This is a genomic window from Serratia marcescens (assembly GCF_001902635.1).
GTDB lineage: Bacteria > Pseudomonadota > Gammaproteobacteria > Enterobacterales > Enterobacteriaceae > Serratia > Serratia marcescens_F.
Map to the genome: position 1 here is coordinate 215,819 of NZ_MJAO01000002.1, position 12,077 is coordinate 227,895.

At 61.8% G+C, this 12,077-nt stretch carries 10 protein-coding genes; 5 read left to right on the top strand and 5 right to left on the bottom strand.

Translation table 11 applies throughout. The features are described from left to right. The first annotated feature begins 18 nt into the window (after positions 1-18). The 3 genes from BHU62_RS02620 (at position 19) to BHU62_RS02630 (ending at position 4,615) form a co-directional block, all read left to right on the top strand. Positions 19-1,239, top strand: a complete 1,221-nt coding sequence (locus BHU62_RS02620; RefSeq protein WP_073529016.1) for an NADH:flavin oxidoreductase/NADH oxidase family protein — start codon at positions 19-21, stop codon at positions 1,237-1,239. Between the two features lie 505 nt (positions 1,240-1,744). Further along, the gene (locus tag BHU62_RS02625) at positions 1,745-3,127 is read left to right on the top strand and encodes a diaminobutyrate--2-oxoglutarate transaminase (RefSeq protein ID WP_073529109.1); all 1,383 of its coding nucleotides are present in this window, start codon (positions 1,745-1,747) and stop codon (positions 3,125-3,127) included. 18 nt (positions 3,128-3,145) lie between these two features. After that, on the top strand, positions 3,146-4,615 hold the full coding sequence (locus BHU62_RS02630; protein ID WP_073529110.1) for a pyridoxal phosphate-dependent decarboxylase family protein: 1,470 nt from the start codon (positions 3,146-3,148) through the stop codon (positions 4,613-4,615). Positions 4,616-4,671: 56 nt separating this feature from the next. Here the strand turns inward: BHU62_RS02630 and BHU62_RS02635 are convergent, their stop codons facing one another. The 5 genes from BHU62_RS02635 to BHU62_RS02655 are packed head-to-tail and all read right to left on the bottom strand — an operon-like array spanning position 4,672 to position 9,636. Continuing rightward, the gene (locus BHU62_RS02635; RefSeq protein WP_073529017.1) at positions 4,672-5,673 is read right to left on the bottom strand and encodes a VOC family protein; all 1,002 of its coding nucleotides are present in this window, start codon (positions 5,671-5,673) and stop codon (positions 4,672-4,674) included. A 41-nt stretch (positions 5,674-5,714) separates the two neighbouring features. Beyond that, the gene (locus tag BHU62_RS02640; protein WP_073529018.1) at positions 5,715-7,202 is read right to left on the bottom strand and encodes an aldehyde dehydrogenase family protein; all 1,488 of its coding nucleotides are present in this window, start codon (positions 7,200-7,202) and stop codon (positions 5,715-5,717) included. A 42-nt stretch (positions 7,203-7,244) separates the two neighbouring features. Beyond that, positions 7,245-8,096 (bottom strand): fumarylacetoacetate hydrolase family protein, encoded by an 852-nt coding sequence (locus BHU62_RS02645; RefSeq protein ID WP_073529019.1) that lies wholly within the window; start codon positions 8,094-8,096, stop codon positions 7,245-7,247. Between the two features lie 8 nt (positions 8,097-8,104). After that, positions 8,105-8,833, bottom strand: coding sequence for a GntR family transcriptional regulator (locus tag BHU62_RS02650; protein WP_073529020.1), 729 nt, complete (start codon positions 8,831-8,833; stop codon positions 8,105-8,107). Between the two features lie 23 nt (positions 8,834-8,856). Continuing rightward, positions 8,857-9,636: an SDR family oxidoreductase gene (locus BHU62_RS02655; protein ID WP_073529021.1), complete on the bottom strand. Its 780-nt coding sequence runs from the start codon at positions 9,634-9,636 to the stop codon at positions 8,857-8,859. A gap of 168 nt (positions 9,637-9,804) precedes the next feature. On the opposite strand from BHU62_RS02655, the gene BHU62_RS02660 reads away from it, so the two are divergent. Beyond that, the gene (locus BHU62_RS02660) at positions 9,805-11,427 is read left to right on the top strand and encodes a GMC family oxidoreductase (RefSeq protein ID WP_073529022.1); all 1,623 of its coding nucleotides are present in this window, start codon (positions 9,805-9,807) and stop codon (positions 11,425-11,427) included. Beyond that, on the top strand, positions 11,420-12,076 hold the full coding sequence (locus BHU62_RS02665; RefSeq protein WP_073529023.1) for a polysaccharide deacetylase family protein: 657 nt from the start codon (positions 11,420-11,422) through the stop codon (positions 12,074-12,076). Before BHU62_RS02660 ends, BHU62_RS02665 begins: the two co-directional genes overlap by 8 nt. The last annotated feature ends 1 nt before the right edge of the window (position 12,077 follow it).

The following is a 12,077-nucleotide window of genomic DNA, read 5'->3' on the forward strand; positions in this document are numbered from 1 at the left end:
GACAGGAGCGCACATCCGATGTTTACCCCACTGATTCTGCCCAACGGCAGCCGCTTGACCAACCGTCTGGCCAAGGCGGCGATGGAGGAAAATCTGGCCGACCAGGGCCAACTGCCCGGCCCCGCACTGTGGCGTTTGTATCGCTACTGGGCTGAAGGCGGCGCCGGTTTGATCATCACCGGCAACGTGATGATCGACGGCCGCGCCATGACCGGCCCCGGTGGCGTGGTATTGGAACAAGACACGCCGCTCGCCCCCTTCAAAACCTGGGCCAAGGCCGCACGCCAGGGCAACGCACAGGTGTGGATGCAGCTCAACCATCCGGGCCGCCAGGTGATGGCAAACATGGGCGGCAACGCGTGGGCCCCCTCCGCCATTCCGCTGGCGATGGGCAAACACAGCAAGCTGTTCGCCCAGCCGCAGGCTATGGATGAAGCGCAGATCGCCGAGGTTATCGCCCGCTTCGCCGCCAGCGCGCACGCCGCCGAACAGGCCGGCTTTACCGGCGTGGAGATCCACGCGGCGCACGGCTACCTCATTTCCCAGTTTTTGTCGCCGCTGACCAACCAGCGCAGCGACCGTTGGGGCGGCGAGTTGGCGAATCGCGCCCGCCTGTTGCTTGAAGTGGTGCGCGCGGTGCGCGAGCGTGTCTCGCCGGGCTTTTGCGTGGCGGTCAAGCTTAACTCCGCCGATTTTCAGCGCGGCGGTTTTTCATCAGACGATGCCCGCCAGGTGGTGCTGATGCTGAACGAACTGCCGGTCGATCTGATCGAACTGTCCGGCGGCAGTTATGAAAGCCCGGCGATGCAAGGGGAAACGGCGGATGGCCGCACCCTGGCGCGTGAAGCCTATTTTCTGACCTTCGCCCGCGATCTCGCCGCGGTAGCCCGCATGCCGGTGATGACCACCGGCGGCATCGCCCGCCCGTCGGTGGCGCAGCGGGTGCTCGACAGCGGCGTCGCCGTTGCCGGTATCGCCACCGCCATGGCGGAAGTGCCCGATCTGCCGCAGCGTTGGCAAACCGGCGCGGCGCCCCATGCGTTGCCCGCCCCGGTCGCCTGGCGCAGCAAAGCAATGGCGTCGCTCGCCCGCATGGCGTTGGTCAAGCGCCGAATGCGGGCGCTGAGCGACGACCGGTCGCGCAGCGTGCGCTATTCTCCACTGTTCACGCTGATCGTCGATCGGTGGCGCACCCGCCGCATCCTGCGGCGCTACCACGCATGGTTACGGCAACGTTAACAACAGCAACGCCGGCGAACAGGCCGGCACTGCATAAAAATCACGCTATTTTGATCGCGCTACGTGAAATCTGAGAAAAATCACCGCCCTGGACACGGCGCTTTTAACGCTCAACCGTTTATATTCATCACAAACTTTGTGTATATAAACGCTATAGGACTTAATGTGGTGAATAGATGAAAATAAGCCGTTATTTTCTATTTATGTTATTAACCGGAAATTCACCTTATTAATAAACGCATTAAAGGCGCCTCCGGGTTGGCGCCGGAAAGGGCTTTTGCATTATGTTAACAATATGTTGTTTTTTGCCGCAAAAACCAACGGTCAATAAATCAACAACATATTGATGAACCTAAGAAAAAACTAAACAATTCAAAACAAAATCGGCTATTGAGTCCCAGGCGAAAAAGCCATATATTGGACGCGCTTTTCACAAGGCAGTTACTTTTCTAATTCATTAATTCAATCGGAGCGTGTTGAGACCTTCGGTTGTAGGAGAGATATGATGACGGATAAAGTCCGTATTGATACTTTAGTTGCAAACTCATTAAACGGAAACAATGAAACCTATTTGGCGCGTCAAGCCGAATTTGAGTCGAATGTTAGGAGTTATCCGCGTAAATTGCCGCTGGCAATTGCGAAAGCCCAGGGCGTTTGGATCACTGATGTTGAGAATAATCAATATCTTGATTGCCTGGCTGGGGCGGGAACGTTGGCTCTTGGACATAATCACCCCGACGTCCTGCAAAGCATCCAAAATGTCATTACCAGCGGCTTGCCGTTACATACCCTCGATCTCACGACCCCGTTAAAAGATCGTTTCTCCGACTACCTGCTCTCTCTGTTGCCGGGTGAAGGCAAAGAGTATTGCCTGCAGTTCTGCGGCCCTTCCGGCGCCGATGCGGTGGAAGCCGCGCTGAAGCTGGCGAAAAAACACACCGGCCGTTCCGGCGTGATCAGCTTCTCCGGCGGTTATCACGGCATGACCCACGGCGCGCTGTCGGTCACCGGCAACCTGTCGCCGAAGGCGGCAATCAACGGCATGATGCCGGAAGTGCAGTTCATGCCTTATCCGCATGAATACCGCTGCCCGCTGGGCATCGGCGGCGAAGCCGGCGTCAAGGCGCTGACCTACTACTTCGACAACCTGATCAACGACGTGGAAAGCGGCGTGCGTAAGCCGGCCGCGGTGATCCTGGAAGCCGTTCAGGGCGAAGGCGGCGTTAACCCGGCACCGGCCGAGTGGCTGCAGCGCATCCGCAAAGTGACGCAAGAGCATGGCATTCTGCTGATCATCGACGAAGTTCAGGCCGGCTTCGCCCGCACAGGCAAGCTGTTTGCCTTCGAACACGCGGGTATCGAACCGGACATCATCGTGATGTCGAAAGCGGTCGGCGGCGGCTTGCCGCTCGCGGTACTGGGCATCAAGAAACAGTTCGACGCCTGGGAACCGGGTCACCACACCGGCACATTCCGCGGCAACCAGCTGGCGATGGCCACCGGCCTGACTACCCTGCAATACCTGAAAGAGCACAAGGTCGCCGACAAAGTGGCCGCGCAGGGCGAATGGCTGAAAGGCAAACTAGCCGATCTGCAGAAACGTTATCCGGTGATCGGTCACGTCCGCGGTCTGGGCCTGATGATCGGCATCGAGATCGTCAAGCCGAACGAAGCGCAGGATCACATGGGCTGCTACCCGGCCGATGGTGAGCTGTCCGCGCTGCTGCAGAAAAAATGCTTCGAATCCGGTCTGATCCTGGAGCGCGGCGGGCGCAACGGCTGCGTGCTGCGTCTGCTGCCTTCCCTGCTGATCACCAATGATGAGCTGGGCATTTTCCTGGATAAATTTGAGCAGGCGCTGTTGGCCGCCGGCGTCAAGCCAGTCTGATTGGAGCGAATGACCGCGATGTCCAAGTTAAACCCGATTCTGGCTTCCTCGGCGCACAGCGCCGAGGCTTACCGCCAGGCGATCGCGCAGAGCAGCGAAGCCGTCGTGCAGTGGCTGCAACAACCTGAGATGTATCAGGGCAAAACCGTTGCCGAACTGCGCGAGCGCATCAAGCTCGACTTCAACCCGCAGGGCCTGGGCAACCAGGCGGCGATCGAACGCGCCATCGAATATTTTTTGAAAGACAGCCTGTCGGTGCACCACCCACAGTGCGTGGCGCACCTGCACTGCCCGAGCCTGGTGATTAGCCAGGCTGCCGAAGTGCTGATCAACGCCACCAACCAGAGCATGGACTCCTGGGATCAAAGCCCGTCGGCCACGCTGATCGAAATGAAGCTGATCGAGTGGCTGCGCGCCCAGGTCGGTTACCAACCCGGCGACGCCGGGGTGTTTACCAGCGGCGGCACCCAGAGCAACCTGATGGGGCTGATGCTGGCGCGCGATGCGTTCTTCGCGCGTCAGGGCCACTCCGTGCAGCAGGACGGCCTAGTGGGCGATCTGCGCAAACTGAAGGTGTTCTGTTCTGAAAACGCCCACTTCTCGGTGCAGAAGAACATGGCGCTGATGGGCCTCGGCTATCAGTCCGTCACCCTGGTGAAAACCGATCGCTTCGCCCGCATGGACGTGAACGATCTGGCGGAAAAACTGGCGCAGGCCAAGGCCAACGGCGAGCAGGTCATGGCGATTGTCGCGACCGCCGGCACCACCGACGCCGGGGCGATCGACCCGCTGCGCGACATCGCGCGGCTGGCGGCGGAGCAGCAGATCTGGGTGCACGTGGATGCGGCCTGGGGCGGCGCACTGCTGCTCTCCGAGCAGTACCGCGACTACCTGGACGGCCTGGAACTGGTGGACTCCATCACGCTGGACTTCCACAAGCAGTTCTTCCAGACCATCAGCTGCGGCGCCTTCCTGCTGAAAGACGCGCACCACTATGAGCTGATGCGCTACCAGGCGGCTTACCTGAACTCCGAGTTCGACGAAGCGCAAGGCGTGCCGAACCTGGTGTCCAAGTCGCTGCAGACCACCCGCCGCTTCGATGCGTTGAAGCTGTGGATGGGGCTGGAAGCGCTGGGGCAGAAGCAATATGCCGAGATCATCGATCATGGCGTGACGCTGGCGCAACAGGTGGCGCGCTACATCGCCGATCAGGAATCGCTGGAACTGGTGATGCAGCCGCAGTTGGCCAGCGTGCTGTTCCGCTACCGTCCGGCGCCGCTGGCGGCCAACGGCGACGCGGCCGTCGCCCTGTTCAACCAGCGCATCGGCGACGCCCTGCTGGAATCGGGCCGCGCCAACGTCGGCGTGACCGAGTTCGATGGCGTGACCTGCCTGAAGATGACGCTGCTGAACCCGACAGTGACGCTGGAAGACATCAAGCTGTTGCTGGCGCTGGTCGAGAAAACCGCGCAGCAGCTGCCGGCGTAACGTCGCGCAGCCTGCTCGTTCAAGCCGATAACGCCCGTTATCGGCTTTTTATTGCCTCAAATACGCGACAGATACTCTTCCAACACCAGCGGATAGCCACCGCCGGAAGGATGCTCGATCGCCACGCCGGCGAAAGTGCTGGCTTCCGCCACCCATTTGCGCTGCGGCGGCAACCCCCAGGGCAGCAGTTGCTGGCGTTGATCCGCCTCCAGCAGATTGGTCTCCAGCTCAATATCGATCATTTGATACGGCGTGTTATGCAACTCAAGACGATGCCCGTCGGGATCGCGCAGATAAACGAACAGCACGTGCCCCATGCCGTGCCGGCCCGGCCCTCTCTCCACCGCGTCACCAAACCCCATGTTGCCGGCGGTATCGCAGGCGCGCAGGATCTCCTGAGAATCCGGAATGGTATAGCCGAAGTGGTGCAGGCGCGGCCCCGGCCCATGCAAATACACCAAATCCTGCGTATTGCCCTTGCGCTGCAAAAAGGCGGCGCCCAACCCCTGCTCGTTCAAATAGATGTCCGAGGCACGAAACCCCAACTGCGTCATGTAGAATTCTGCCGCCCGCTGCACATAGGGGGTATGCAGTTGAAAATGGTCAAGCCGCTGCGCGCTGCCGCCGCGGTACAGATGCACCTGATGGTGCAGACGCGGTACGACCGGCATGGTGGCGCACAGTTCGATCGGCGTGCCTACTGGGTCGGTGAAATGTAGGGTACGCCCCTGAAAAGGCACCTCCGCCCAGCGATTCTCAAGGCCCTGCAGATCCAGAAACTGCTTGGCCGCTGCCAGATCTTTTTCCTGAAACACCCGCAGGCCGATGCGCTCGCAGTGGGGTTCCGCCTTGCTGTAGGTGATCACCAGACTGTGATGGCAGGCCTCTTCCAAACCGCGCAGATACAGCCGTCGATCGTCCTTGTGCGTCAGTACCATACCGGCCACCTGGGTATAAAACCGCTCGCTGGCGGCCAGGTCTTGCGAGGTCAGCACCAGGTGGCTGGCGCGGGTGATGGCGAAAGGCGGATCGTACTGGGTAACCGGTATTCGGCTCATTACCGCTCCTTATGGGGCGCCCGGCCCCGCTTCAGTAGGGCTCAGTAACACATGATGACGGATTTCAGCTCGGTGTAGGATTCGATAAACGCACTGCCGAACTCGCGGCCGATGCCGGAGGCTTTCCAGCCGCCGAACGGCACGGCCGGATCCATGATGGTATGCGAATTGATCCACACCATGCCCGCCTCGATACGCCGCATCAGGCGCAGCGCTTTGCTGAAGTCATTGGTCCAAATACTGGCGGACAAGCCGTAGGCGCTGTCGTTCATCCAATGCAGCAGCTTTTCTTCGTCGTCAAACGGCATAAAGCTCAGCACGCCGGCAAACGCCTCTTCGCGCATCAGCGGATCGTCATGCCCGCGGGCACGGATCACCGTCGGCGTCACGTAAAAACCGTCCCCCGATAGCGCCCGCCCGCCGCTCAGCACCTGGCCGCCCTGCCGCGCCCGTTCGAACAGCGCCTGCATACGGGCAAAGTGCGGTTGGTTGGCCAACGGCCCGTATTGCGTCGCCTCATCCAGCGGCGAACCGATGCGCAGCGCTTCAACGCGCGCGATCACCCGTTCGACGATTTCGTCGAAGCGCGAAGCGTGGATATAAAAGCGCTCTGCGGATGAGCAAACCTGCCCCTGATGCACCAGACCGGCGAGCATGATGCCGTCCACCGCCCGATCGGCATCGACGTCGGCGAGAAACGCCGCCGGGTTTTTGCCGCCCAGCTCCAACGTCACGCGGGTCAGATCGGCTTTGAGCGCCGCCTGGCCGATAGCGATGCCGGCGGGCACGGAACCGGTGAAACTGACTTTATTGACGCGCGGATGTTCGATCAACCACTGCCCGACCTGGCGCCCGCCGTTGACCACATTGAACACCCCGGCGGGCACGCCGGCCTGATGGGCCAACTCGGCCAGACGCAGCAGCGTCAACGGCGCGAACTCACTCGGTTTCAGCACGATGCAGCAGCCGGTGCAAAGCGCGGCGGCGACTTTCCAGATGGCGATCATCACCGGAAAGTTCCAGGGAACGATCGCCGCCACCACCCCCACCGGCTCCCGGTAGGTCATGGCGGTGTACTGTTCGCCGGCGAACGAAGGGATGGACGGCATCAGCGTTTCGCCGTGCAGTTTAGTGGCCCAGCCCGCGTAATACCGGATGAAAACGCAAGTATGGTCAACCTCGAAGCGACGCGCGTCGCCGATCAGTTTGCCATTGGTCAACGACTCCAGTTGAGCAAACTCCTCGCGATGCGCCTCGAGCAGATCGGCAAAACGCAGCAATATCTGCTGGCGTTGCGCGGGCAAACAGCGGCCCCATTCCCCCTGCAACGCGCGCCCGGCACTCTCCAGCGCCCGGTCTACGTCGTCGGCAGAGGCCGACGCCACATCGGCTATCGTCCTGCCGTTGGCCGGATTGATCACCGGCAAGCGCTCGCCGTTGGCCGTCGTGCGATACTGTCCATCGATAAATTGCCCGTGATCCTGCGCCAAAAAGGCGGAAACCTGCGGCAGAATGTGAATATCAGCCATCGTACTCCTCCTGCTTCGTCGGGTGGGTATGAGCGAGCGCCGTCAGGCGTCGGTATCGTGAATAACGGGATTGCTGAGCGTACCGAGCCCGGCGATCGCCACCTCAACCCGATCGCCGGCCTGCAGCCAGAGCGGCGGCTGGCGGAAGGCACCCACGCCACCGGGCGTGCCGGTCACCAGCACGTCGCCCGGCGCCAGCGCGGTAAAGGTTGAACAGTAGGCGATCAACGCCGGGATGGAAAAGATCAGTTCCGCCAGCGAAGCCTGCTGCATGACCGCGCCGTTGACGCGAGTTTCCAGCTGCAATGCGCTCGGCTCGGGCACGCGATCCGCACTCAGCAACCACGGGCCGAAGGCGCCGGTGCCGCTGAAGTTCTTACCGGCCGTGAACTGCGAGCTGTGGCGCTGCCAGTCGCGCACGCTGCCGTCGTTGTAACAGGCATAGCCGGCGACGTGCCGCAGGGCATCGTGTTCGGCAATGCGCCGCCCGCCCAAGCCAATCACCACCGCCAGCTCGCCTTCATAATCAAGCTTCGTCGATTCCGCCGGGATCAGCAGTGGCTGGCAGTGGCCTACCTGCGAGGCGGGCAACCGCAGAAACAGCGTCGGATGGTCGGGCGCTTCACGGCCCGTTTCCAGCAGATGCGGCCGATAATTGAGGCCGACGCAGAGGATTTTCTCCGGGTTGACGATCGGCGGCAACCAACTGACCTCTGCGGCCTTCAGCGTGGCCGGCGCGTCGCGCAGCGGGGCAAAAGCCGCCATGCCGCCGGCGGCCAACGCGCTGCGGACATCGGGATAAGGCAGCAGCGCGCTGCCATCGACAATCTCATCTTCTCCACGCAGCAGGCCGTAACCGCTGCGCCCGCTGGCAATAAAACTGACGATTCGCATGGGATCTCCTATCGCGTGGAGCCGCCATTGAAAGCGGGATTGTCCGTCTGTTCGATAATCCGCTGCGCGGTGTGCTGATAGTGCTGGGCCAGCAACGCGGCCGCACGATCCGCATCCCGTGCCAACGCGGCGTCCATGATCGCCTGGTGCTCGCCGTCCACGTCACGCGCCGGCTCTGCACCGGCCAGTTCATAACCGAAACGCAGCCGGCGATAGCGCTCGGACTGATCGAACAACAGATCGGAGAAGCGCAACATCCACGGCGAGCCGCAGGCCATCAGCAGGCTGCGGTGAAAGGCGTAGTGAAGCTGGCTCCAGGCGTGCGTTTGGCTCTCATCCTCCAGACGCGGGCTGCGTTTGAGGCGGTGAAACGCGGCGATGATCCCCGCCTCCCATTCGGCATCGCCGTTGGCTATGGACAGCCGCAGCGCGTGGGTTTCGATCATTTGCCGGTTGGCGGTAATGTCCTGCAATTCCTTCAGCGATACCTCGCTGGCGCGGAAACCGCGCTGTTCATGGGCGGTGACCAGGCCTTCGGTCACCAGCCGCGACAACGCTTCACGCACCAGGCCGGGGCTGATGTCCAGTTCGGCGGAGATATTGCCGATCACCAGTTTACTGCCGGGTTGATATTGCCCATCGATAATGCGGCGACGGATCAACGCCACCGCGGCGCCGCTCAGGCTTTTGAACTCCCCCTGCTGCTGCAGCGGGTTTTCCGTAGGTTTATTGTTCATTGCGCTCTCTTATCGTTGCTTTGCTATAACAAGGCGGGATAGGCGCCGCCATCCAGATGCATGTTTTGTCCCGTCATATATCCGCTCATCTCGCTGCACAGGTAGGCGCAGGCGGCGCCGAACTCTTCCGGCAACCCCATTCGCCCGGCGGGAATGGAGTCGATCTGGCTCTGCCGCGCCTGCTGGAAGGTGATGCCGCGCTGTTCCATGGCAATATGCGCCATCTGTTGCTGGCGCGGCGTATCGAAACGTTCGGGCAACAGGTTATTGATCGTGACGTTGTCGGCGACAAACTCGCGCGACAGCCCCTTGCAAGCCGCCGTCAGACCCGCGCGTGAGGCGGCGGACAGCGTCATGTGGCCACGCGGCGTGCTGACCATCGCCGAGGTAATATTGATGATGCGGCCGAATTTACGCGCCCGCATCCCCGGCGTCAGCGCGCGGATCAACATCAGCGGCGCGAGCAGATTCCCCTGCAGCGCCGTCAACCACGCTTGCTCATCGAAGCCGAAGAAGTTGCCCGGCTCCGGGCCGGCATTGTTATTGACCAGAATATCGGCGTCCGGACAGGCCGCCAGCAGGGCCGCACGCCCTTCCTGCGTGGTGATGTCGGCGGCCACCGCCTGCACGCGGCCGCCGATTTCCGCCAACAGGCGCCGCCGAGCCGCTTCCAACCGCTGCGCATTGCGCCCGTTGATCCAGACGCTTGCCCCCTCTTTCAACAGCGCGGCGGCGCAAGCATACCCCAACCCGCTGCTGGAAGCGCAGACCAAGGCGCGTTTATCCGCAAGCTTCATATCCATAACCGGTCTCTCCTGTCGCCAGATAAGCCCATCGCTGAGCATGGTGATGTTGCTTAAATGTCATGCTAACGATAAAAAATATAGACATCAATAAAAAATATTCTTTACTATAAAAAATATATTTTTTGCGTTTCTGGCATTTCCACTATCACCCTTCAGGGAGAGCGCATGCAAGAGAACGAACGGTATGACTATATTGTGGTGGGCGGCGGTTCCGCCGGTTGCGTGGTGGCGGGCTTGTTGGCGGAAAGAACCGCCGCGCGCATTTTGCTGCTGGAAGCCGGGCGGGAGGACAAAAGCCTGTTCATCCGGATGCCGGCCGGCTTTCCGGAGATCGTCGGCAAGCTGGTTTGGCCCTACCAAAGCGACGATGAGCCGCATATGCGCCATCGTGCTATGGGCATACCGCAAGGGCGCGTGTTGGGCGGCGGCAGCTCGGTAAACGGGCAGCTGTATGTGCGCGGCCATGCACAGGACTACGATGACTGGGAGCAGCTCGACGGCTGTACCGGTTGGGGCTACCGCGATGTGCTGCCCTATTTTATCAAAGCGGAGTGCAACCAGAGCCTGCATGATGCCTACCACGGCGACCGCGGCCATCTCAAGGTCAGCGACTCCGGCTACCGCCACCCGCTGAGCTACGCCATCGTCAAAGCCGGGCAAGAGCTGGGTTATCCCTACTCCCTGGATTTCAACGGCCAACAGCAACAGGGCATCGGTTTCTATCAAACGACTACCTTTCAGGGGCGGCGCTGCAGCACCGCCGCAGCCTACCTGACGCCGATGCGCCGCCAACCCCATCTGCGCGTGATGAGCGGCGTACTGGTGGAACGCCTGTTGTTCGAACACGATCGCGCCGTCGGCGTCGCCTACATCGATACCGACGGCAAACGCCAGCAGGCGATGGCCGACCGCGAGATCGTGCTGTGCGCCGGCGCCATCGGCACGCCGAAGCTACTGATGCTGTCCGGTATCGGCCCGGCAGATCATCTGCGTGAGGTCGGCATCAAACTCACTCTCGACAGCCCGCTGGTTGGCCAACGCCTGCAGGATCACCTGCACTTCTCCGTTATCGCCGCCTTGAAGCACCCCATCAGCCTGCTCGGGCAGGACAAGGGCGTTAAAGCGCTGGCGAACGGCCTGGAATGGCTGCTGTTCAAACGCGGCATTTGCGCCTCCAACCTGCTGGAGTGCGGCGGATTTTTCGCCACCGGCGACGATGAGCGGCCTGACGTGCAGCTGATGGGGCTGGCGGCGGCGGACAACGTGGACGACAAAGGCCGGCAGGCGCAGAAGCTGCACGCGGTCTCGCTGAAGCTGGCCCACCTGCGGCCGCAGGCCCGCGGCGAAGTACGCTTGCGGGACAGCAACCCACGTTCGCTGCCCCGCATTCGGCTGAATTATCTGGCCGAGGAAGCGGACGTCGCCGCGCAAATCAGGGCGGTACGTCTGGGTTTGCGGCTGTTTCAGGCGCCGGCCTTGGCCGACGTGATCGAACGCGTGCTGTTGCCGACGCCGGATCAGCGCAGCGATGAACAGCTGGCGGAGTTCGTGCGCCAGCACGGTAAAACCGAGTACCACCCCGTCGGCACTTGCCGCATGGGCGCCGCGCCGGCGGATTCGGTGGTGGATTTACAGCTGCGCTTGCACGGCATAAGCGGCGTCCGCATCGCGGATGCCTCGGTGTTTCCCCGCATTCCGGCAGGCAACACCAACGCGCCAACCATCATGGTGGCGGAACGCGCGGTCGATATGATGCTGACAAGCCTCGAGGAGCAAGACGATGCATAAAAAACTGACGCTGACGTTTGACAACGGCCCCCACCCGGTAGGCACGCCGCTGGTGCTGCAAACGCTGGCGGAACGTCGAATTCTGGCCAACTTCTTTCCCATCGGCGAGAAAATCGCCGCAAAAGGCGGCGAAGCGCTGGTCGCCGCCGTCAAACAGGCCGGACACCGCGTCGGCATCCATACCCTGACCCACTCGTTGCCTTTGGGGCTCGGGGCGCCGGGCTTCGCTCGCCATGAGATCGCCGAAGGGCAAGCCCGGCTCGGCGTCTACAGCGAATCGCCCCCGCTGTTTCGCCCCTATGCCGGCAAAGGCATTCTTGGCCCGCACGTGCTGAACCAGGAAGCGGTCGAGGTTTTGCAGCAGCAGGGTTTTACCCTGGTGCTGTGGAATTCGGTGCCGCGCGACTGGGAACTGCCGACCCACGGTTGGGTGACGCGTGCGCTGGAAGATGTCGCCGCCCAGCCCTGGACGGTGATGGTGTTGCACGACGCGCGCCCGGAGGCGATGGAACATCTCGGCGATTTTCTCGATCGGTTGGTGCTGCGGGATGTGGAAATTACCCAGCAACTGCCCGACTGGGTGATGCCGATCCAGGCCGGCGTGGCACGCCATCCCTTCGCCGCCCTGGTGGCGCCGGCAACCGAGTAAC